At 57.8% G+C, this 21,870-nt stretch carries 21 protein-coding genes; 13 read left to right on the top strand and 8 right to left on the bottom strand.

The window, feature by feature from the left end; all coding sequences use genetic code 11:
- Positions 1 to 92 precede the first annotated feature (92 nt).
- The 3 genes from GOX21_RS09695 to GOX21_RS09685 all read left to right on the top strand — a co-directional run bounded on the left by GOX21_RS09695 (position 93) and on the right by GOX21_RS09685 (position 2,695).
- Positions 93 to 1,625 carry an acyl-CoA carboxylase subunit beta gene (locus tag GOX21_RS09695; RefSeq protein ID WP_170347979.1) on the top strand — a complete coding sequence of 511 codons (1,533 nt, stop codon included), beginning with the start codon at positions 93 to 95 and terminating at the stop codon, positions 1,623 to 1,625.
- 100 nt (positions 1,626 to 1,725) lie between these two features.
- The gene (locus GOX21_RS09690; RefSeq protein ID WP_254428519.1) at positions 1,726 to 2,208 is read left to right on the top strand and encodes a DUF6497 family protein; all 483 of its coding nucleotides are present in this window, start codon (positions 1,726 to 1,728) and stop codon (positions 2,206 to 2,208) included.
- Positions 2,209 to 2,341: 133 nt separating this feature from the next.
- Entirely contained in the window at positions 2,342 to 2,695 is a 354-nt protein-coding gene (locus tag GOX21_RS09685; RefSeq protein ID WP_170374424.1) for a hypothetical protein, read from the top strand.
- Positions 2,696 to 2,782: 87 nt separating this feature from the next.
- Here the strand turns inward: GOX21_RS09685 and GOX21_RS09680 are convergent, their stop codons facing one another.
- The gene (locus tag GOX21_RS09680) at positions 2,783 to 3,946 is read right to left on the bottom strand and encodes a DcaP family trimeric outer membrane transporter (RefSeq protein WP_170347981.1); all 1,164 of its coding nucleotides are present in this window, start codon (positions 3,944 to 3,946) and stop codon (positions 2,783 to 2,785) included.
- A gap of 650 nt (positions 3,947 to 4,596) precedes the next feature.
- Here GOX21_RS09680 and GOX21_RS09675 point away from each other — a divergent pair.
- Together GOX21_RS09675 and GOX21_RS09670 are read left to right on the top strand one after the other, a co-directional pair.
- Positions 4,597 to 4,800 (top strand): hypothetical protein, encoded by a 204-nt coding sequence (locus GOX21_RS09675; protein WP_170347982.1) that lies wholly within the window; start codon positions 4,597 to 4,599, stop codon positions 4,798 to 4,800.
- Positions 4,801 to 4,914: 114 nt separating this feature from the next.
- Positions 4,915 to 6,960: an acetyl-CoA carboxylase biotin carboxylase subunit gene (locus GOX21_RS09670; protein WP_170374427.1), complete on the top strand. Its 2,046-nt coding sequence runs from the start codon at positions 4,915 to 4,917 to the stop codon at positions 6,958 to 6,960.
- 76 nt (positions 6,961 to 7,036) lie between these two features.
- Here the strand turns inward: GOX21_RS09670 and GOX21_RS09665 are convergent, their stop codons facing one another.
- Positions 7,037 to 7,483, bottom strand: a complete 447-nt coding sequence (locus GOX21_RS09665) for a DUF4174 domain-containing protein (protein ID WP_170360357.1) — start codon at positions 7,481 to 7,483, stop codon at positions 7,037 to 7,039.
- A gap of 168 nt (positions 7,484 to 7,651) precedes the next feature.
- On the opposite strand from GOX21_RS09665, the gene scpA reads away from it, so the two are divergent.
- The 6 genes from scpA (at position 7,652) to GOX21_RS09635 (ending at position 13,091) form a co-directional block, all read left to right on the top strand.
- Positions 7,652 to 9,778, top strand: coding sequence for a methylmalonyl-CoA mutase (gene scpA, locus GOX21_RS09660; RefSeq protein ID WP_170374428.1), 2,127 nt, complete (start codon positions 7,652 to 7,654; stop codon positions 9,776 to 9,778).
- Between the two features lie 107 nt (positions 9,779 to 9,885).
- Complete coding sequence (locus GOX21_RS09655; RefSeq protein WP_170374431.1) at positions 9,886 to 10,488, top strand: VOC family protein; 603 nt, start codon at positions 9,886 to 9,888, stop codon at positions 10,486 to 10,488.
- Positions 10,485 to 11,009, top strand: a complete 525-nt coding sequence (locus GOX21_RS09650; RefSeq protein ID WP_170374433.1) for a GNAT family N-acetyltransferase — start codon at positions 10,485 to 10,487, stop codon at positions 11,007 to 11,009. Before GOX21_RS09655 ends, GOX21_RS09650 begins: the two co-directional genes overlap by 4 nt.
- A gap of 9 nt (positions 11,010 to 11,018) precedes the next feature.
- Positions 11,019 to 11,699 carry a molecular chaperone DjiA gene (locus GOX21_RS09645; RefSeq protein WP_170347988.1) on the top strand — a complete coding sequence of 227 codons (681 nt, stop codon included), beginning with the start codon at positions 11,019 to 11,021 and terminating at the stop codon, positions 11,697 to 11,699.
- 4 nt (positions 11,700 to 11,703) lie between these two features.
- The gene (locus tag GOX21_RS09640; protein ID WP_170374434.1) at positions 11,704 to 12,681 is read left to right on the top strand and encodes an endonuclease/exonuclease/phosphatase family protein; all 978 of its coding nucleotides are present in this window, start codon (positions 11,704 to 11,706) and stop codon (positions 12,679 to 12,681) included.
- 38 nt (positions 12,682 to 12,719) lie between these two features.
- Positions 12,720 to 13,091, top strand: coding sequence for a hypothetical protein (locus tag GOX21_RS09635; RefSeq protein WP_170374435.1), 372 nt, complete (start codon positions 12,720 to 12,722; stop codon positions 13,089 to 13,091).
- Here the strand turns inward: GOX21_RS09635 and GOX21_RS09630 are convergent.
- The 5 genes from GOX21_RS09630 to GOX21_RS09610 all read right to left on the bottom strand — a co-directional run bounded on the left by GOX21_RS09630 (position 13,088) and on the right by GOX21_RS09610 (position 18,875).
- The gene (locus GOX21_RS09630) at positions 13,088 to 14,632 is read right to left on the bottom strand and encodes a Ppx/GppA family phosphatase (RefSeq protein ID WP_170374437.1); all 1,545 of its coding nucleotides are present in this window, start codon (positions 14,630 to 14,632) and stop codon (positions 13,088 to 13,090) included. The two genes, GOX21_RS09635 and GOX21_RS09630, sit on opposite strands and share 4 nt — an antisense overlap.
- A gap of 49 nt (positions 14,633 to 14,681) precedes the next feature.
- On the bottom strand, positions 14,682 to 15,371 hold the full coding sequence (locus GOX21_RS09625) for an HdaA/DnaA family protein (protein WP_170374440.1): 690 nt from the start codon (positions 15,369 to 15,371) through the stop codon (positions 14,682 to 14,684).
- Positions 15,372 to 16,445: an AI-2E family transporter gene (locus GOX21_RS09620; protein WP_170374443.1), complete on the bottom strand. Its 1,074-nt coding sequence runs from the start codon at positions 16,443 to 16,445 to the stop codon at positions 15,372 to 15,374. It abuts the gene before it with no gap.
- A gap of 91 nt (positions 16,446 to 16,536) precedes the next feature.
- Positions 16,537 to 17,511, bottom strand: a complete 975-nt coding sequence (locus tag GOX21_RS09615; protein WP_170374446.1) for an isopenicillin N synthase family dioxygenase — start codon at positions 17,509 to 17,511, stop codon at positions 16,537 to 16,539.
- Positions 17,511 to 18,875, bottom strand: a complete 1,365-nt coding sequence (locus GOX21_RS09610) for an FAD-dependent oxidoreductase (protein ID WP_170376077.1) — start codon at positions 18,873 to 18,875, stop codon at positions 17,511 to 17,513. The genes GOX21_RS09615 and GOX21_RS09610 overlap by 1 nt, the downstream gene beginning before the upstream one ends.
- A 168-nt stretch (positions 18,876 to 19,043) precedes the next feature.
- Between GOX21_RS09610 and proS the strand changes: the two genes are divergently transcribed.
- Both proS and GOX21_RS09600 read left to right on the top strand, forming a co-directional pair.
- The gene (gene proS, locus GOX21_RS09605) at positions 19,044 to 20,384 is read left to right on the top strand and encodes a proline--tRNA ligase (RefSeq protein WP_170374449.1); all 1,341 of its coding nucleotides are present in this window, start codon (positions 19,044 to 19,046) and stop codon (positions 20,382 to 20,384) included.
- Positions 20,368 to 21,279: a glycosyltransferase family 2 protein gene (locus GOX21_RS09600; protein ID WP_170374451.1), complete on the top strand. Its 912-nt coding sequence runs from the start codon at positions 20,368 to 20,370 to the stop codon at positions 21,277 to 21,279. The genes proS and GOX21_RS09600 overlap by 17 nt, the downstream gene beginning before the upstream one ends.
- Positions 21,280 to 21,281: 2 nt before the next feature.
- Here GOX21_RS09600 and GOX21_RS09595 read toward each other — a convergent pair whose 3' ends face one another.
- Positions 21,282 to 21,635 carry a hypothetical protein gene (locus GOX21_RS09595; RefSeq protein ID WP_170347997.1) on the bottom strand — a complete coding sequence of 118 codons (354 nt, stop codon included), beginning with the start codon at positions 21,633 to 21,635 and terminating at the stop codon, positions 21,282 to 21,284.
- Positions 21,636 to 21,870 lie beyond the last annotated feature (235 nt).

The raw sequence follows: 21,870 nt of genomic DNA, 5'->3' as shown, positions 1-21,870 counted from the left end.
GTTGCCAAAGGTTTGCAAATTTGCCGAAATGTACTTTGGCAACGGCATCCGTGCGTATAGTGTCCGCCTAAATTTCACAGGGAATTAGCGCCATGAAAGACATCCTGACTGAGCTTGAAGACCGCCGCAACGACGCCCGTCTTGGGGGTGGGCAAAAGCGTATCGACGCGCAGCACGGCCGCGGTAAGTTGACAGCACGCGAGCGGATCGAACTGTTGTTGGATGAGGGCAGTTTCGAAGAGTTCGACATGTTCGTCAACCATCGTTGCACTGACTTTGGGATGGAAAATCAAAAGCCTGCGGGTGATGGTGTGGTCACCGGCTGGGGCACAGTCAATGGCCGCATGGTCTATGTGTTCAGCCAAGATTTCACCGTGTTTGGTGGTTCGCTGTCGGAAACCCATGCGCAGAAAATTTGCAAGATCATGGATATGGCGATCCAAAACGGCGCGCCTGTAATTGGAATCAACGACTCGGGGGGTGCGCGAATCCAAGAAGGCGTGGCATCGCTGGCCGGTTATGCCGAAGTGTTTCAGCGCAACATCATGGCCTCGGGCGTCGTTCCTCAGATCAGCGTGATCATGGGGCCATGTGCGGGCGGTGCGGTTTACAGCCCGGCGATGACCGACTTTATCTTTATGGTCAAAGACACGTCGTACATGTTTGTGACCGGCCCCGATGTGGTGAAAACCGTGACAAACGAGGTTGTCACGGCAGAGGAACTGGGTGGTGCGTCGACCCACACCAAGAAGTCCTCGGTCGCTGATGGCGCGTTTGAAAACGACGTCGAAGCACTGGCCGAGGTGCGCCGTCTGGTCGATTTCCTGCCGCTGAACAACCAAGAGAAACCGCCCGTTCGTCCGTTCTTTGACAGCCCCGAACGGGTTGAAACCTCGCTGGATACTTTGATCCCGGACAATCCCAACACGCCCTACGACATGAAAGAGCTGATCACCAAAGTGGCGGATGAGGGCGATTTCTACGAAATTCAGGAAGATTACGCCAAGAACATCATCACTGGTTTCATCCGGTTGGAAGGACAGACTGTGGGTGTCGTGGCGAACCAGCCGATGGTTCTGGCCGGATGTCTGGATATCGACAGCTCGCGCAAGGCAGCACGGTTCGTGCGGTTCTGCGACTGTTTCGAAATCCCGATCCTGACGCTGGTGGACGTGCCCGGATTCCTGCCGGGGACGTCGCAGGAATATGGTGGGGTGATCAAGCACGGCGCCAAACTGCTGTTTGCCTATGGTGAGGCGACGGTTCCAAAGGTCACCGTGATTACTCGCAAAGCCTATGGTGGCGCCTATGACGTTATGGCCTCCAAGCACCTGCGCGGCGATTTCAACTATGCTTGGCCCACAGCTGAAATCGCGGTGATGGGTGCCAAGGGCGCGACTGAGATCATCCACCGTGCCGATCTGGGCGATGCCGAGAAGATCGCGCAGCACACGCAGGACTACGAAGATCGCTTTGCCAACCCCTTTGTTGCGGCTGAGCGCGGTTTCATCGACGAGGTGATCATGCCGCAATCCACCCGCCGTCGAGTGTCGCGCGCGTTTGCAAGCTTGCGCAACAAGCAGCTGAAAAACCCGTGGAAAAAGCACGACAACATTCCGCTGTAACGGACTGCGCTGAATGACCTGCCCTTTGCAGAATGCTCCTTGGGCGGGTCGTGGCAAGGGTAACTGTCGTTACGTTTGACTTTGAGGCCAAAGCTGCTAGATGAGACGTCTTACCAGATACAAACACGCGCCGGCCGAAAGCCATGCGCACGCGATCCCGGAGAGAGGAGCCCACTTGTGGGTCTGGGATCGCGCTTTTGTACTGGCGTTTCTGGCATGGACTTCCCCAGCAATCGCTCAACCCGAAAACCTGTTGCCTGTCCCCTCTGGTCAGCCCGTGCATCTGAGTGATGTGCTGCTGGACAACAACCCGGGCGAGCTGTGGGTCAGGTTCCGTTTTATCGCGCCCAAGATCGGATCGGACGTTGGACGGATCGGGTATGATGTGGCCTCGGTGGACATGGAACATCTGTGCCAAACCCTTGCGGTGGCCTATGTCGCGAAATACGAGCTTGATCCGGCGCGGGTCGTAATCTCCTTGTCTGATCGACCCCTTGAATTCGGGCGATCTTCACCTGACGCAACTCAGTACTTTGAAGCCTACCGGTTGGAGCAATCCCAATGTATCTGGGAGGGGCTCTGACCATGAAACCCCGTTTTCACCACGTCCGAGCGTTCCTAGACACCAAAGCGACTTTGGAGGTGCGCGAAATGACCCCGTCTGCAATCAGGTACGAGTTTGTTTCCCCGAATACATCGAACAATGAGGTGCTGGCATGCTAAAGCACCGCGGATTCCCCGGACGTCTGGCCGGAACTGATTTTCAGTTCACCATTCGCCGCGCCAATCCCAAGGGCGTAACCCCGATTGCCCGGCGCGAGCGGTTCCGTGACCGCAAACCCGCCGATCGCCGTGCGGATGCGGCGTTTATGGAAGCGCTGTGGCAGAATTTCGGAGACCAGCCGTTCGAGCGTGGCAACCTGGACGCCGGTCGCCTAAGTTGGTTGTTCGAGCGTGAGGTGATCGCGGCCGAAGATCCGTTCGATCCGGCCAGCTATGATGCGCTGCTGGTGATTGATTTGGACGCGGCGCGCATGTCGTTCCCCGATATCTTCGACGGGATACGCTGATCCGTGCAACCCGCTGTCGCGCATATCCATTCGGGGGAAACTTCGGAAAAAACCCTGCCCAGGATCGGGCAGGGTGGATTTGTGTGCCTAGAAATTCAGCTGGGCCGCGAATTGAACTCGGTCCGAGTCAAATGTCCGGCCTGTAGACGCGTCGTTGCGTTCGCCAAAGAAATATTCGGCGCTGAACGTCAGGTCGTCGGTTGCCTTGTAGAAGGCATTGACGTGGATTGTCTCAAGCTCGGTAAAAGCCAGAGTTCCGGTCGAGGTGGGCAGGTCGTAATCTTCTTCGCCATAGGCAATGCCGACATTCCACTTTTCGCTAATTTGCTGCCGGAATTCGACGGTAAAGCCGTCAACGTCGTTGGCCTCTCCACTGACGATGGCGTCCCCGAAGCCGATCAGATAGGGGCCAAGCGCTTCGCCGTCGACGTAGTTGACCTGAAACAGACCACCTTCCCAGGGACGGATACCAGCCGACAGAGTAAAGCCGGTTTGATCAACTTCGACATCACCGGATTGTGCCCTGCCGTACAAGGCCGAGGCTCGGGCGATGTATTTCCCGTCATTGTATTCCGCCGACGCCGTCAGAACCGGATCGTCGGAATTCGAAGCGCCGACATTTTCTTCAACCGACAGGGCAAAGGTTGCGTTGCCGCCAATCTTATTCGTAAAGCGCACCTGAGGGACACGCGCGAAGGGGATACCAACGGGGCCGTTGAATTCCACAGAGGTCGGGTAGGTATCCAGCGGCTGGAAGTTGGTCCAGTACTGACCGATCAACCAGTGGTCACCGATTGTGATGTTGGCGTGTCTCAGACGCAATTCGGCCGGACCGTCCGTACCGCCGGAGAAAAGATCCAGTTCCAGTTGACCACCGATATCGCCCAACGCACTTGGCGTCGTCGTGCGCAATCCGACCCGAGATTGGCGAACCGTGGCGCCAAAGGTTCCATCCGTGGCAAATTGGGGCTCACCAATCCGCGACGTATCGGCCAAATCGCCAAGTTCAAAATCCGTATCGTAGAAAAAGTCGGCCTTGACGTAGCCATAGAGATCCAAGGTGGTGTTTCCGATCCTCAGGTCTCCGTCTCCGCCCCCAGAGCCGGTATTTGCGGTCTCCAGCGCCTCGACGCGGGCGCGCAGCGCATCCAGTTCAGCCTGGGTTCCGGCATCTTGAGCGAGCGCGAGCGTGCCCGTGACGCTAAGCGCAGAGGCAGCAAGCAAGAGTGCCTTTTTTCTATTTGTAATCATGCAGTTGATTCCTTGTGTGCGAGTGTGCCCACGCAAAGTTTCACGCAAACGTCAGTGGGGGAAATCACGAGAACGGCAAAGAAAGCGCCGTTTTCCTCAAGCAAAATTGTGCAAAGAGTCGATATTTTTCACAGCAAAGTGAACAGATCTGTTAACCATACGTTCGCAAAGACTTTTTCAAATGGGAACAGCGAACTGAGACGTGATGTTGCACATGCAGAAAACTGCCTCGGAAGCGCGAATTGTAACGGAAGTGTGACTGATTCAGAGGATGGCGTTTTCCAGTCGGGACGACCCGGTGTCGGCACGATTTTGCGCGGGAATTCGCCTTATGGGCGAATTCTGGCCGGAAATTTGGGTGGAAACAATACTTTGTTTGCGGCCTCATTTGTGCCGTGCAATGTGATCGGGCCGTGCGGCTCTACTTTGCCTGCGCCGCACAAGCACCTACTATTCCGTACCCCTTCCTTCCGCGGGCAGGTTTGTGAAACCCACAAAATCCTGCCCGCGTTTTTCTTTGCGCACAATGCAGGCTTAATGCGGCATAAATCTGCGCAAAACACCCATTTCCAGCGCTTGTTATTGAATAACAGCGCTTGGTTCCGGCATCTGCGCCCCAATGCATCAAGAAATCTAAAGGGGCAGAACACATGCGAATCTCAAAATTCTTCCTGGCCGTTGCGACCTGCGCGGGCCTTGCTGCCTGCGGCGACTCATTCGGTGAACAGGCGTTGCTTGGCGGCGGCGCAGGGGCACTGGGTTCGGCGGTCATCGGAGCGGATCCGTTTGTCGGCGCAGCAGTCGGGGCTGCGGGCAACGTGCTGTACTGCAAAACACAGAAGAACTGTTACTAACCAAGAATTCGGGGCGCCCGCCGCTCCGGTTGCCATTGCGCATCACGCCGTCGCAGGGTTTACGCCCTGCGGCGGCGTTTTGCGTTTCCAGAACATCAAGACAAAGGACGTTCCATGTTCAACAAGATCCTGATCGCCAACCGGGGTGAGATCGCCTGCCGGGTCATCAAGACTGCACGCAAGATGGGTATCGGCACAGTTGCCATATACTCGGACGCGGACAGACAAGCGTTGCATGTATCGATGGCGGATGAGGCCGTACACATCGGCCCGCCGCCCGCGAACCAGTCCTATATTGTGATCGACAAGGTGATGGATGCCATCCGCCAGAGCGGGGCGCAGGCGGTGCATCCGGGTTACGGTTTTCTGTCTGAAAACGCCAAATTCGCCGAGGCATTGGATGCCGAAGGCGTGGCTTTTGTGGGTCCCCCGGTTGGTGCGATTGAAAGCATGGGTGACAAGATCACCTCGAAGAAAATCGCGCAGGATGCGGGTGTTTCGACTGTTCCCGGTTATATGGGCCTGATCGAAGACGCCGATGAGGCGGTGAAGATTTCGAACGAAATCGGTTATCCGGTCATGATCAAGGCCAGCGCCGGTGGCGGTGGTAAAGGCATGCGGATCGCGTGGAGCGACGAAGAAGCGCGCGAAGGGTTCCAGTCCTCCAAGAACGAGGCCGCGAATTCGTTTGGCGATGACCGGATTTTCATCGAGAAATTCGTGACCCAGCCGCGCCATATCGAAATTCAGGTGCTGTGCGATAGCCACGGCAACGGGATTTATCTGGGCGAGCGTGAATGTTCGATCCAGCGCCGGAACCAGAAAGTCGTGGAAGAAGCCCCGTCGCCCTTCCTTGACCCCGAAACCCGCAAGGCGATGGGCGAACAAGCTGTCGCTCTGGCCAAGGCTGTGAACTACGCCAGCGCGGGTACGGTGGAATTCATCGTGGATGGCGACAAGAACTTCTACTTCCTTGAAATGAACACACGCCTGCAGGTGGAACACCCAGTGACCGAGTTGATCACCGGCGTCGACCTGGTCGAACAGATGATCCGCGTTGCTGCGGGTGAGCCTCTGTCCATCACGCAGGACGACGTGACCCTGACCGGCTGGGCCATCGAAAACCGTCTGTATGCTGAAGACCCGTATCGCAACTTCCTGCCGTCGATTGGCCGTTTGACCCGCTATCGCCCGCCGCAGGAAACCGCTGCTGGTCCGATGTTGGTCAACGGCAAGTGGCAGGGTGACGCGCCCAATGGTGAGGCCGCCGTGCGTAACGATACCGGCGTCTATGAGGGCGGCGAGATCAGCATGTATTACGACCCCATGATCGCCAAGCTGTGTACCTGGGCCCCGACCCGTGAAGCCGCGATTGAGGCGATGCGTGTAGCGCTGGATAGTTTCGAGGTCGAAGGCATCGGTCACAACCTGCCGTTCCTGTCCGCTGTGATGGATCACCCGAAATTCGTCAGCGGCGATATGACAACGGCCTTCATCGCCGAAGAATATCCCGACGGGTTTGAAGGTGTAACCTTGCCCGAGACCGACTTGCGTCGCATCGCGGCCTCATGCGCGGCGATGCATCGTGTTGCTGAGATTCGCCGCACCCGTGTTTCGGGCCGCATGGATAATCACGAGCGTAAGGTCGGAACCGATTGGACCGTCACCCTGCAAGGTCAGGATTTCGAACTTGCCATCGAGGCGGATCATGACGGGTCAACGGTTACGTTCACTGACGGTGCGGTGATGCGTGTTGCATCAGATTGGACACCGGGCGATCAGCTTGCGTTGCTAGATGTAGACGGCGCTCCGCTTGTTCTGAAGGTCGGCAAAATCTCTGGCGGCTTCCGTATTCGCAATCGAGGTGCTGACCTGAAAGTTCATGTCCGTACACCGCGTCAGGCGGAACTGGCCAAGCTGATGCCTGAGAAGTTGCCACCTGATACCTCAAAAATGCTGCTGTGCCCGATGCCCGGACTGATCGTGAAGATCGACGTCGAAATCGGTCAAGAAGTTCAGGAAGGTCAGGCGCTTTGTACGGTCGAGGCGATGAAGATGGAAAATATCCTGCGCGCCGAGAAGAAAGGCGTGGTCGCCAAGATCAACGCAGGCCCGGGCGACAGTCTAGCCGTGGACGACGTGATCATCGAGTTCGAGTGATCATGTCCGCGCTATCGTCATATATCCAAATGGTCCCGGCGTTTTGCGCCGGGTGCTTTGGGCGTGGCGAATGCGTTCAGCCGCCCTGGCGCCGCTCGCGAATCTCGCGTTCGCGCAGGGGGGTTTTGTCGATGGACCGGCCGATTTCACGCACGCTCCATGGGGACGGTTTGCGCAGTTTGACCACGCCGTCCTTGTCGACGAATACCATTTGGAACCCGCGAGGCCGCAACTGCGACCGGATCGGAGACCGCGCCGAAGGGTCGGTGTCGGTCAGCACGACCACATCACGGTCGCGCATCGCTGCCTCGCCTTCGATCAGCATATCGATCTGTTGCTGGAACCGCGGGTCGGCTGGTGTGTCGGCAAAAACGACGATGGGCCGTTTGACCCAAAGAAACTCACTGAGATCGCTGTCACCAGTAGGGCGAACAAATTCGTCTTCCACCGGTGCGGACCCGTCGGCAGCCAAGGCGGCCAACGGGAATAGTGCCGAGAAAACAAGGGCAAGCGTTCGTATCATGGGGCCTCCTGTTGAATTGAATATAGCCCCTGCGTCGGTGAATGCGACCGGCGAATTGCATCAAAGGTTCAAAATTTTGCGTAAAGCGCTGTCTGAACCAACCCGTCCGAACACCACAACGCGCAGGCCAGGCCCCAGCGCGACCCGAATTAAAAAAAGGATATCGCTATGACCGATACGAAAGACTGGCACGCGCTAGCCGAAAAAGAGCTGCGCGGGCGTCCGTTGGAGGATCTGACGAAAGAGACGTTGGAAGGCATCGACGTCAAACCGCTCTATACTCAGGAGGACACTGCCAATCTTCCGCATATGGGATCGTTGCCCGGTTTCGGTCCGTTTACGCGCGGGGTGAAGGCGACGATGTATGCGGGGCGGCCGTGGACAATTCGCCAGTACGCCGGGTTCTCGACGGCCGAGGAATCGAACGCTTTTTACCGCCGCAATCTGGCTGCGGGCCAACAAGGCGTCTCGGTTGCTTTCGATCTGGCGACGCACCGGGGCTATGACAGTGACCACCCGCGCGTGGTTGGTGATGTCGGCAAGGCTGGTGTGGCCATCGACAGCGTTGAAGATATGAAAATCCTGTTCGATGGCATCCCGTTGGACAAGGTCTCGGTTTCGATGACGATGAACGGTGCGGTGATCCCCATCCTTGCCAGCTTTATCGTGGCGGGCGAAGAGCAGGGGCACGACAAATCCGTCCTGTCGGGCACCATTCAGAACGACATTCTGAAAGAGTTCATGGTGCGCAACACATATATTTATCCGCCCGATCCTTCGATGAAGATCATCTCGGATATTATTGAATTCACGTCGAATGAGATGCCCAAATTCAATTCGATCTCGATCTCCGGCTATCACATGCAGGAAGCCGGAGCGAACTTGGTGCAGGAGCTGGCCTATACTTTGGCGGACGGGCGTGAATACGTACGCGCCGCAACGCAGGCCGGGATGGATGTGGACAAATTTGCTGGACGCCTGTCGTTTTTCTTTGCCATAGGCATGAACTTCTTCATGGAGATTGCCAAACTGCGTGCCGCACGCACCTTGTGGCACCGGGTTATGACCGAGTTCGGAGCAAAATCCGAGCGGTCGAAGATGCTGCGCACCCACTGCCAGACTTCTGGTGTGTCGCTTCAAGAGCAGGACCCATACAACAACGTGATCCGCACCGCCTATGAGGCGATGAGTGCGGTTCTGGGCGGTACCCAATCGCTGCATACCAACGCGCTGGACGAGGCGATTGCGCTGCCCACCGATTTCTCGGCACGTATCGCGCGGAATACTCAGTTGGTACTGCAGGAAGAAACCGGCGTGACCGATGTGGTCGATCCGCTTGCCGGGTCCTACTACATCGAAAGCCTGACCAATGAACTGGTCGAAAAGGCCTGGGCATTGATGGAAGAAGTCGAGGAAATGGGCGGTATGACCAAGGCCGTAGCCTCGGGTATGCCGAAACTGCGGATCGAAGAAAGCGCCGCCCGTCGTCAGGCGATGATCGACCGGGGTGACGAGGTTATCGTCGGGGTCAACAAATACCGCAAGGAACAGGAAGATCCGATCGACATCCTGGACGTCGACAATGTCGCCGTGCGTGAGGCTCAGGTGGCACGTCTGGAACGCATTCGCGCCACCCGCGACGAAGCTGCGTGCCAACAAGCGCTGGACGCACTGACCAAGACCGCCCGCGAGGGTGGCAACCTGCTGGCTGCTGCGGTCGAGGCCGCCCGCGCCCGCGCATCCGTAGGAGAGATCAGCATGGCAATGGAGAAAGAATTCGGCCGCCACCGCGCCGAGGTGAAGACTTTGGCCGGTGTCTATGGCGCGGCTTACGAAGGTGATGAGGGCTTTGCTGCGATCCAGAAATCCATTGAGGAGTTCGCCGAAGCCGAAGGCCGTCGCCCCCGTTTGCTGGTGGTCAAGATGGGGCAGGACGGGCATGACAGGGGTGCCAAAGTCATCGCCACAGCCTTTGCCGATATTGGGTTTGACGTGGACGTTGGCCCGTTGTTCCAAACACCTGCCGAAGCTGCGCAAGACGCAGTTGATAACGATGTGCATGTGGTTGGCATTTCCTCGCAGGCCGCGGGGCACAAGACACTGGCGCCGCAACTGGTTGAGGAACTCAAGAAAGCCGGGGCAGAGGACATCATTGTAATCTGTGGCGGCGTGATCCCGCAGCAGGATTATCAGTTCCTTTATGACCATGGCGTGAAGGCGATCTTTGGTCCGGGAACCAATATCCCCGAGGCCGCGCAGGATATCCTGCGTCTGATCCGAGAAGCAAAAGGCTGAGGCCCGCCAAGATTTTTCGCCGAAAAATCTTGTGATTCACCGCCGTTGGCGAAAACATGCGACCAGATCCATCAGGATCTGGTCGTTTTTTGTTGGAGGCAGCGCACGTGTTACTGGATCATTTGGCCGTTGCGGGCGAGACATTGGAAGAAGCCTCGGCCCATATCGAACAGGCATTGGGAGTGCCACTGCAGGCGGGTGGTAAACATGATGCTTTCGGCACGCACAACCGGTTACTGGGTTTGCGGGATGAGCTTTATCTCGAGGCCATCGCGATTGATCCGCAGGCACCAAAACTAAAGCGCACACGGTGGTTCGATCTGGATCGATTTTCTGGCCAGCCGCGCTTAACAAACTGGATATGCCGGGTCTCAGATATCCAGGCCGCACTGTCCATATTCCCAGATGGCGTAGGCCAACCAATTGACCTGACCCGAGGCGCGCTGAGGTGGCAAATGGCGGTCCCGCCCAACGGGCGGCTGCCATTCGACAATCTGTTTCCTGCGCTCATTCAATGGCACGGCGATCTACACCCGGCGCGTATGTTGCAAGGCAGTGGATGCCGCCTGAGACGTTTGGTGGTTTTTCATCCTGACGCTGTGGATCTGGCGCGGTTGCTGGGTAATCTGGAAACCGTGGTGTTCGATGCCGGTCCGGCCGCCTTGCGGGCCGAGTTCGAAACCCCGCATGGCCCCCGCGTGCTGGAATGAAAATACGGCGCGCAAAGGTCGCGGACGCCGCCTCAATCGCGGAAATCACCAACACGATCATCCGCGATACGCTTGTGACCTTCACCACGGATGAGCGCAGCGTCGAAAGCATCGCCAAGGATATCGTTTCTCGTGGGGACGGCTATTGGGTTGCGGGAAAAGGCAAGCAAGTTGTGGGTTTTGCCACCTACGGCCCATACCGCTCCGGGCCAGGTTACACGCAGTGCCGCGAGCTCACGATCCAATTGGCCCCTGATGCGCGGGGGCAAGGGGTTGGGAGGGCATTGATGGCGGCGCTTGAGACCGCCGCCCGGGTGGAAGGTGTGCATGTGCTGGTGTCCGGGATATCCTCGGCGAATCCTGGGGCGGTCGCATTCCACGCGGCGCTGGGGTTTAAGCAAGTGGGGCACATGCCAGAGGTTGGATTCAAATGGGGCAAACGGTTGGATCTTGTGCTGATGCAGAAAATTATTTCCTCTGACCCACCTGTCGTACCTGACAGTCGCGATTTCGGACGCTAGGGTGCGCCCATGTCGATCTGGACCCGCATATCCGATGCGCTAAGTGCGCTTGCCCAGGGTGAAAGCCTTACGGACGTATTTGAAAAACTGCGCACGCCGCCGGAACGCTCGGTTGCGTTTGCAATTGCCGTGATCGCGCTGGGTGCGAAGATGGCAAAGGCTGACGGGCAGGTGACGCGGGATGAGGTCACCGCCTTTCGCGATGTCTTCCAGATTGCCCGCGATGATGAGGCCGGTGCCGCACGTGTTTTCGACATGGCCCGGACGGACGTTGCCGGTTATCAGGACTATGCCCGCAAGATTGCCCGCATGTTTGCCGATGACAGCACCACGCTGTGCGACCTGATGGAGGGGCTGTTTCACATCGCCATGGCCGACGGGTTCTATCACCCAAACGAGAACGAATTTCTGGAACAGGTCAGCCGCATTTTCGGTCAGACCGACGCGCAGTTCATGGCCTTGCGCGCGCGGTTTGTGCCTGACGCACCCAATGACCCTTATACCGTGTTGGGAGTGCCGCACGACATGCCGCTGCCTGAAATCCGCAAGATCTGGCGGCAACTTGTTCGTGATACCCATCCCGACGCGATGATGGCCCGCGGCGTGCCCGAGGAAGCCATCCGTCTGGCCGAGAAAAAGATGATCGACATCAATCGCGCCTGGGACGAGATCAACGGCGCACAGGCGTAGGCGAATGCGGTTGGCGACCTACAATATAGAATGGTTCGCCAACCTGTTTGACCGCAATGATAATTTGGTCGTCAATGATCGCTGGTCCGGTCGTCACAACGTCACCAAAGCGCAGCAGGTCGAGGCCATCGCCAAGGTTCTGACGGCAATTGACGCGGATGCAGTTTTGATTGTCGAAGCCCCCAATTCTGGGAAATCGCAGGACACCATCCGTGCTTTGCAGAATTTTGCCGAGGCGTTTGATCTGCGCACCTCACACGCGGTGATGGGGTTTCCCAACGATACCCATCAAGAGCTGGCGCTGCTTTACGATCCGAATGTGCTGCAAGCGCGGCACGACCCGGTTGCGGGCAACGATGCGGCCCCCAGGTTCGACGACGTGTTCCATATCGACCTCGATATCGATGCGACCGAGGATCTTGTGCGTTTTTCCAAACCCCCGATGGAACTGGCGGTGCAGATCCGATCCGGCGCGCAGCTTCGCCTGATCGGGGCGCATCTGAAATCCAAGGCCCCGCACGGGGCGGGATCGCGGGATGAGGCGATCCGCATCTCGATCGCGAATCGCCGCAAGCAACTGGCGCAGGCCGTGTGGTTGTCTCGGCGTGTCAAAGCGCATGTCGAGGCCGAGGAACAGGTCATCCTGCTGGGCGATTTGAACGATGGGCCGGGGCTGGATGAGTTTGAACACCTGTTTGGCCGATCCTCGGTCGAAATACTGCTGCAGACCGGATTGTTTGACCCGCATGCTGCGGGGACGGACGCAGAGCCGTCAACCGCCCGGTTTGCCCGCGAGGGTGGGCGGTATCTTGAGGCGCTGCTGGACTACATCATGGTCAGTGAAAACCTGCGCGCCAAACGTCCGGCGTGGCGTATCTGGCACCCTTTCAAAGACGCAGGCCTTCGTGCGTCAGAGGACTTGCATCAGGCCTTGTTGACCGCGTCCGACCACTTCCCCGTTACTCTGGATATCGCGTTGTGACCTTTTATCGACGGAAGGCTCTGCTTATATTCTTTGACATGAAACATCTCATTGCGATCTGCGCGTTATCGGTCGCGCTGGCCTTGCCCGCACATGCCGAGGAAGATACCGGCAAATCCTTGATGGAGCAGGGGGCCGAGCTGTTCTTTGAAGGTTTGCGCAAGGAAATGGAACCCGCGCTGGAAGACTTGCAGGGGCTGGTCAGCCAATTTGGCCCAGCAATGCAGTCATTCTTTGAAGAGATGGGCCCAGCCCTGGCCGAACTGGCGGGTGAGATCGAGGACTGGAGCGCCTATGAAGCACCTGAGATATTGCCCAATGGGGATATCATCATCCGCAAAAAGCCTGAGGATCAACCAGAAGAGCCCGAGCAAATCGAAGAAGAAGCCGACGGAGCGACGGAAATCTAACCTCGGATAGTGACGTGAACCTCTGACTTTAGGGCATTCGCCAAGGAATTCAGGCGCGCTTCGGCCACCTCACTGAACAATGGCTCTGCGGCTTTGGGCAGCCGCAGTTCAAGCTGACGCTTTTTGGGATAGAATCGCAGCGTGCCCATTTTGACATCGTGGTGCATCCACAGCATGGCGCCAAAGCGCATGGCCTTGCCCAGAATTTCAGCCTGTTTCTGATCTTTCTCGTCCAGCAGTTTATAAAGTGGCTCGAACCGGTTGCCCTCGCGCTTGTTGCGATATCGGTGTTGCAGCGCAAGGCCGATAAAAACCCGTTCTGAATGTTTCAGCCCGCCAAGATTGGCGCGGGTGACATTGTCGAAACAGATCTCGGCCCGGTAATCAGGATGAGCGCGCCAGCTGACGTCATGCAGCAGGCAGGCTGCCTTGATCAGGCGCACGCGTGCCTCCGGAGCGGATTTGAACAACGGCATGACGAAATCAAAAAGGTGTTTGCCAAATCCGGGCAGACGGGCATCTTTGGCTTCGGAGAAGTAGCTGGCTTCGATCAGCGGGTCACGGTCGCGCAGGATTTGCGGCATTTGCTCGTACAGCAGCCCCTCGCGGATGCCATAGCTTGAGATCGCGATGTCCTTGGGTTTGAAGGTGCGGATCAGCCGCGCCAGAACGTCCATCGCATAGGGGATTAGCGCCATGCGGGAACTAGACACGCCCGCCTGACTGCGCAGCTGATCCGGATCACCTTTTTCGATGAACTTTATGGTCTCACGGACCTGCTTTGTGGTCATGCGGTATTCATGCAGCACGTTCAGTGGATAACCCCGGCGCAGCATGTCCAGACGTGCAAAGGCGCGCCAGCTGCCGCCCACCAGAAACAGGCGATCCCGCTGCGGTCCCAGCTGATCCCGCAGTTCTTCCATGGTGGCCTTGATATGGGCCTTGCGCGCGCGCCGCCCGCCCTTGATATCGCGTAGTTTCAATGGCCCCAGGGCCGAGGTCAGACGGCGCCCGACTTGACCGTCGCCAATCTCGGCCAGTTCCATGGATGAACCGCCAATGTCGCAGATCAGGCCATAAGCCCCGGGCCAGCCCAGCAACACACCCTGCGCGGACAAGCGCGCCTCTTCGCCGCCGTCTATGACCTGAACGGTCAAACCGGTTTCCGAATGAACCTGATTGCAAAAATCCGGTCCATCCTTGGCTTCGCGCACTGCAGCGGTTGCCACGACATGCAGGCCCGGTAGGTCCAGATCATTGGCCAATTGCTGAAACCGGCGCAAAGCGGACAGCGCACGCTTGCGCCCGCGCGGGTTAAGGCACCCGGATTCCGACAGGCCCGCACCCAGCTCGCACATTATCTTTTCATTGTAGAAATAAGCCGGGGATCGCGCGGCCCCGTCAAAGATTACCATCCGGACCGAGTTCGATCCAACATCGACCACGCCCACCCGCGACAGGGCGCGGGCCTCGGGGTTGTCGAACAAGGGCTTGCCGAACGATCCCCAGTCCGGGATTTTGGCTTCTGCGATCTGATCCATGTCTTTTCCAGATATTCGGGTGGCAGAATGCGAAATCGCAGTGTGCGGGTCAATTGTCGGATGCGACATCTGTCATGTCCGCGTTTAGCACCCGGATCGCAAGAGCGCGGGTGATTTCCCGCTTTTCCGACAAGGCCAGATGATCCAACCGGGCTACGACCTCGGCTGCGGTCTTGAACCGCCGATCCATGTGCTTGACGAGATAGGCAATCACGTCTGGTCCGGGATTCAGTTGGCGGTCGACAAACAGCTTGGCCAGAACGGCCCCCAAAAGGGCATCGTCCGGTGGGTCCAGCGCCACGTGATGCGCCCCTTCGATCCGGCTTTGCAGATCGGGCAGTGGCAGTTCCCACAGCTTTGGCGCCAACCGCCCGGTCATCAACAACGCATGGCCTTCTGCCAGCACCAGATTGTGCAGGTGAAACAGGGTTTTCTGCTGATCGAGGTCGCCTGCGACCATCGGAATATCTTCGACCGCTATCGGAGTGCTGGCCAAGGCGGGCACGTCTTCGTACCGCACATCGCGGGCCTGAATGATCCGCCCGCCGGTTTCGGCAGCCCAGACATGGGCCAGATGCGTTTTGCCAGACCCGGCAGGGCCGCTGAGGACCAGCTTGTTGCCGGGCCACGACGTCGCCGAGATCATCGCAACAGCCAGCGCATTGGCGGGCGAGACAAAAAAATCTTCGCGGCCCAGTGCGGTTTTGGCCGGTAGATCAAAGCTGAGTTGTTGGGCCATTTATTCGTCTTCCTGCTTCAACCCGTCGAGGCCGGTATACAGGCGGCTGTCCAGATAGATTGAGGTCAGGAACCGGGCGACCACGCCCAGCGCTGCGGCAACCGGAACAGCAACCAGCATACCCACAAAGCCGAACAGCGCGCCAAAGACGGACAGGGCCAGCAACAGCCAGACAGGGTGCAACCCGACCGAGCTGCCAACCAGCTTGGGCGTCAGGAAATTGCCCTCGGTCACCTGTCCCAGCGCGAAGATGCCTGCCACCAGGCCGATATGAAGCCAATCGCCCCAGAACTGAAACAGCGCAAGGCCGATAGCCAACGTGCCGCCAATCAGCGCACCCAGATAGGGGATGAAGGTCACGAGCCCTGCGATGAAGCCCACGATCAGGCCGAATTGCAGACCAACGATCATCAGCGCAACCGCGTAATAAGTGCCCAGGATTAGACAGACGGTTCCCATGCCGCGGACGAATGAGGCAAGAACATCGTCAATCTCACCCGCCAGCCGCTTGATCGTCGGGGCATGGTCACGGGGCAGCAGCTCTCCGATGCGGGCCATCATGCGATCCCAGTCCATCAGCAGATAAACGGCCACAACCGGGGCAATCACCAGCAGAACCACCACGTTTATGGCTGAGCCAAGCGATGAAACGACCGATTGCAGCACATCGCCGGTCTTGGATTGCAACGTCTCACCGATTGAGACCAGCGCCTGATGCGAACTGGATTCGCGATCCAGCAGGGATGGGAATTGTTTTTCGATGAAGCCGCGCAGCTCTTTGAACAGGCTGGGCAGCACTTCGACAAGGTCAATCAACTGAGTGATCAGTGCTGGTACAACCATCAGTATCATCAGCACAAATCCTAGAACGCCGACAATGGTGATGATCCCAGTTGCGGCCATTCGCGACAGCCCCAAGTTTTCCAGCCGGTCTGCAATTGGATCAAGGAAGTAAGCGATTGCTCCGCCAATCACAAAGGGCAAAAGAACGTCGCCAAGTGCCCACAATAGAAGCACAAAAACTACAGCGGCTATGCCCCAGTACCTGAGCTGATCCTTCACCGGCAAAGCCATGGCTGTCCCCTTGTTTTCGGCTCTTGCCAGTGTTCTTGGCGCATGCAGCCCCATGATGCAAGCGCTTCATCGCCCGTACATTTCCCGGGCGCTAATCGCTAAGCGTTCCCAGTTCAGGCGTGGCGTCATGGGCGGCCTCGTCCGGCCAGTTGGTGCGCCAGATTTCCGCAGACCAATGGCCGCAATGTACCGCGGGCCGATCAAAGCCGGGCAGGGGGTCGACCAGAGGTGTAACCACCACGTCATGGCGGGGCACGGCAAAATAAGGAAACGAGTAACGTTCCTGTCCCGAGCGATTCACCACCCGATGCGGCGTAGATTTCAGCCTCCCGCCGGACCATAGTTCCAGCATGTCTCCGATATTGACGACAAATCCTCCCGGCGGGCAATCAGGGCTGATCCAACTATCGTCCATGGTTTGCACCTCGAGTCCGCCGACGGGATCAGGGGCGATGATAGTCAGGGCATCGGTGTCCTTGTGGGGATGAATGCCATAGCCGCCCTCATCGGGGGCTTGAGGCGGATAGTGCAGCAGAGTCATGTTGGTCATGGGATCGCGGAAAGCGTCCCGCAATTGGCGCGCGGGCAGGCCCAGTCCTGTTTCCAATGCACCCAGCAAGGCATCTGCAACGCGGTCGAGTTGGGACCAGTAGTCAAGGATCATTCCGCGAGCGTCTGGCACCTGCGACGGCCAGACATTCGGGCCGTACAAGGCACAATCGTTGCGGATCGGCGCATCGCTGGCGACCTCATAGTGCAACTTGTAGCCTTCGTATTTGTCCGCCTTGCCAGACCCGTCATTTGGGGTGAAGAACCCCAGCGGGATGAACCCGCGATAATTGTCGCGGGTGATGGCCTGATCCCACTTGGCACCTTCTTCAACGTCAAAGATGGCCTGCACACAGGCGCGCATGTTTTGAACCGTGTCAGTGGGTATGTCGGTTCCGGTGATCGACAAAAAACCGATATCAGTGCAGGCGCTGATGACCTGCTGAACGGTCTGCTCATAATCCGCATGGGACGCATTAAACAGCGGGGCGATGTCTATAGTGGGAATGCGACCCATCAGTGAACCCTGACGCCTTGGCGGTCAAGTTCAGCATGAACCGGGGCTAGGTTCAGCCCATGCAAGTCCTGATTGCTTTTCAGAGACAGGGCGGCTGCAATCCCGGCACCCTGACCCATGACCGCACAGCAGGACATATTGCGGGTGGCGGCATGGGCCACCTTGTCCGCCCCGTGCGACCGGCCTGCAACCAGCAGACCCTTAACGCCTTTCGGCAGCATTGAACGGTAGGGCACATGCATATACCGGCCCGTGGTCGGCAGGATCAGGATGCCATAGCCGTCGATGAATTCGGGATAGATGCCGATCGTATCCTCGAACCGACCCTGATGCCGGGCGTCGTCCTCGGTCATATTGTAGATCGCATCGATCTTGCGGGTGTCGCGAATGCCGATGGTCATGCCGAAATTCCGCAGACGCGCGTTTTCGCAGCCGGGCATGAAACGGCGCAGCGCCTCGATGGCCAGCATCGATTGACGACGGCCCTCGATCTCGCCACGGGTCAGGCTGTCGGGATCAGTGCCGTCTATCCCGTCCATATGGATCAGGTTCATATAAGTCAGCTCACCCGTATCGTGGACCGCGCCCCAAGTGCCGGCGATGGTGTTCAGATGCGGTGGGATCAGACCCTGTTCGATGGCTTGCTGGAACGGTTTCTTGACGAAGGGTGAGAACATGTCGTCCTCTTTACCACTGGTTTCAATGTTCCACTCGCCACCGCCGCCCCAGTCCTTATAGGTCTGCGGGTCGGCCTTGACGCCCTCCATGAAGGCGCGCTTGTCGACGCCTGCCAGATGGAACATGACCGAAGCGGCCATCATATCCTCGCGCGCGGTCTTGTAGGTGGGCGCGCCTGCGCGATGGGCTACATCCGCGTCCCCGGTGGCGTCGATCACTACCTTGGCCAAAATCGCCTCACGTCCGGCTTTGGATTCGGTGATGACGCCGGTGATCCGGTCACCATCCATGATTGGGGCAACGAATTGACGGTGCAACATCGGATGCACCCCGGCCTCTTCGACCAGCTTGTCAGCAACCAGTTTGAACCCTTCGCTGTCCAACTCATAGCTGAGCGACTGGCTCTCTGGCACCGCTGCCCCCATGTCCCGGGCGCGGGTTTCAAATTCCAGACCAATGCCGCCTGCTTCGACGGTTTGCTCATGGCGGTACCAGGCAAATCCTTCGACTCCCACGGCGGTGATATTGCCACCCATGCAGCCAAAGCGGTCGACCAGAGACACTTCGGCCCCTGCGCGCGCTGCCGCCAAGGCAGCGGCCAGCCCCGCGGGGCCGGAGCCCACGACTAGAACGTCGGTTTTGTGAACGACGGGAATTTGACGGGCGGGTTCCTGAATGGTTTGCATCGGCGCCTCATGGGTTTGCATTTTAGCCACCATTGAAAACCTTGGCTGGCGGGTCAATCAAAATTCCGACCGTCCCGAGGTCGCAAAATAACCAATGGCCGATTGCCCCCGGCGGGGCTTTGGAATAAGGACCTTTGAAGTCGAATTCTCACCCGTGAAGGTCATACAATGCGCCTCAGCCGTTACTTTCTGCCCGTTCTCAAGGAAAACCCGTCCGAGGCCCAGATCGTCAGCCACCGGCTGATGCTGCGCGCCGGGATGATCAAGCAAGCATCGGCCGGGATTTATTCCTGGCTGCCGCTGGGTTTCAAAGTTCTGCGTAAGTTGGAAAACATCATCCATGAAGAGCAGGCGCGCGCAGGCCATATCGCGATCCAGATGCCGATTATCCAATCGGCAGACCTGTGGCGTGAATCCGGGCGCTATGATGACTACGGTCAGGAAATGCTGCGTATGAAGGACCGGCATGACCGGGATATGCTGTTCACGCCCACGGCCGAAGAGCTGGTCACCGATATCTTCCGCGGCCACGTCAGCAGCTACAAGGACCTGCCGCTGACGTTGTACCAAATCCAGTGGAAGTTCCGTGACGAGATCCGCCCGCGCTTTGGCGTGATGCGGGGGCGCGAGTTCTACATGAAGGACGGGTATAATTTCGACCTGACCAAGGAAGACGCGCTGCACGCCTATAACCGTCATCTGGTTACCTATCTGCGCACCTATGAACGCATGGGCCTGCAGGCGATCCCGATGCGTGCGGACAGCGGCCCGATCGGCGGAGACAACACCCATGAATTCCTCGTGCTGGCCGAAACCGGTGAATCCGAGGTGTTCTATGACAGCGCCGTCACTGACTTGACGTTTGGCGACCGTCAGATCGACTATGACAGCCGAGAGCAGTGTCAGGCCATTCTGGAAGAGTTTACCTCGAAATACGCCCGCACTGACGAAACCCATGACGAGGCGCTGTTCAATCAGGTGCCCGAAGATCGCCGCCGTGTGGCGCGCGGGATCGAAGTGGGGCAGATTTTCTATTTCGGTACCAAGTATTCCGAGGCGATGGGCGCTACCGTTCAGGGCCCCGATGGCAAACCAACGCCGGTCCATATGGGCAGCCATGGCATCGGTGTCAGTCGTCTGATCGGTGCGATCATCGAAGCCAGCCATGACGATAAGGGCATCATCTGGCCCGAGGGCGTAACACCGTTCCATTGCGGTATCGTAAACCTCAAGCAGGGTGATGATGAGGCTGACGCCGCCTGCGACAAACTCTATGGCGCGCTGACCGCACTGGGTCTTGAGCCGCTGTATGATGACCGCAACGAACGGGCAGGGGGCAAGTTTGCCACCATGGACCTGATCGGGTTGCCGTGGCGTATCACCGTCGGGCCGCGGGGTCTGAAAAACGGCGTCGTTGAGCTGACCTGCCGCCGTACCGGTGAAAGCGAGGAGTTGAGCCCCGAAGCTGCCGTCACGAAAGTTGCCGAAATCTATGAGCAAATCGCCTGAACAGGATCATCGGCCGCTGATCTCGGTCGTCACCGTTACGCGGAACCTGATCGAAGCAGGGCGCGAGGTGCAAGTCCTCGCCGCCCTGGACAGCGTGCAGTCGCAAAAGCTCCGTGACATCGAGCATGTGATCTGGGACGGCCAATCCGATGACGGAACGCAGGACCTGCTGAAAGACACGATTCAGAAATTCTCGGAGTCGGGCGACCCCATTCCGGTGCGGTATTTCTGTAAGGCAGACAAAAGCCTGTATGACGCGATGAACCAGGCGGTTGATCGGTGTCGCGGCGAGTATGTCTTGTTTCTTAACTCGGACGATCTGATTGCTGACCCTGACAGCCTGTTGAGGGTGCAAAAAGCTATCGAGCCCGATAAGCCCGATTTTGTGTATGGTGAAACCGTCTTTTTCGATGATGAGGGCAACCGCCGTCATGCCCGTCGGCTAACCCCGAAATCCATCTTGCAGCGCTTACCATTCGGTCACAATGCGATGGTCCTGAAACGGGCGTTGTTTCAGGAATTGGGCGGTCACGACCTGCAATTCCGTATCGCCGCGGACTATGACATGGTTTTGCGAATGATCCTGTCTGGCCATTCCGGCCAGCGGTTGCAGGCCCCAATATCACTGTTTCGGATCGGTGGAGTATCAGCAGACACAGACGCTGCCGGGGCCGAAATGGCCGCATGTTGGCTGAAAAACTACAGTCAGTTCTGCGATCTGTCCGGGTACTCGGACGCGCAGCGCTTTGGGTGGTACAAGCAAGGCCATTTGCCGGTTCGGGTTTCAGGCGCCATTTTGCTGAAATCGCTATCGCAGCCTGCTATCGCGCGTGCCGCGCTTTACAGCCTGACAAAGACGTTACGTCGCAAGGCTCAGTTCTGGCGGTCTTTCTAGGTTCACTGCGGTTCCGGTCGTTCCGTCAGAATTTCACCATCCGCACTGTTGCCGCGTGCAACGACAATCGGACGGCCCAGACGTCTGACCAGATCTTTGTATTCGAACCCTAGAAAGCGTATCCCACAAACCCGTTGATCGGTCGTGCGATCCGTAATGCACAGCCGCCCCTGACGGAACGCCAATCGGTATCCTTTGTCTTTCAGGATATCGGTCAAACTTGCCCAGCTTGCCGCTGTATCGAAAACAGGGCGAATGACTGCGCGCAACAATGCTGCTGTTTCACAATCCAGTTCTGAAGATGCGTTTCGGACCAAAATCGGGTCCAACAATTCCTTATTACTCTTTACAAACATGAGCGACCCCCGCTCTAAAAATGATATCCCCCTTACATCTAGGGTGACAAAGTTTTAAAAAATAAGCAAAAGGCGAAAGAATATTGCTTAATCAATGTTGCATTTTGAGTTCAGTAACTCACGCAACGGCCCTATTGACTTCATAGCTGAAACAATTGGGGGTTGTCTGTGAAGGGGGTCACAACCAAGGGTATAACTTGGGCCATTTCCATCTCCTTCCGCCAGAACGGCCTTC

It is taken from the genome of Ruegeria atlantica (assembly GCF_013032005.1).
Lineage (GTDB): Bacteria > Pseudomonadota > Alphaproteobacteria > Rhodobacterales > Rhodobacteraceae > Ruegeria > Ruegeria atlantica_A.
Note: the sequence above shows the minus strand (reverse complement) of the source record. Positions and strands in the feature narration are given on the sequence as shown.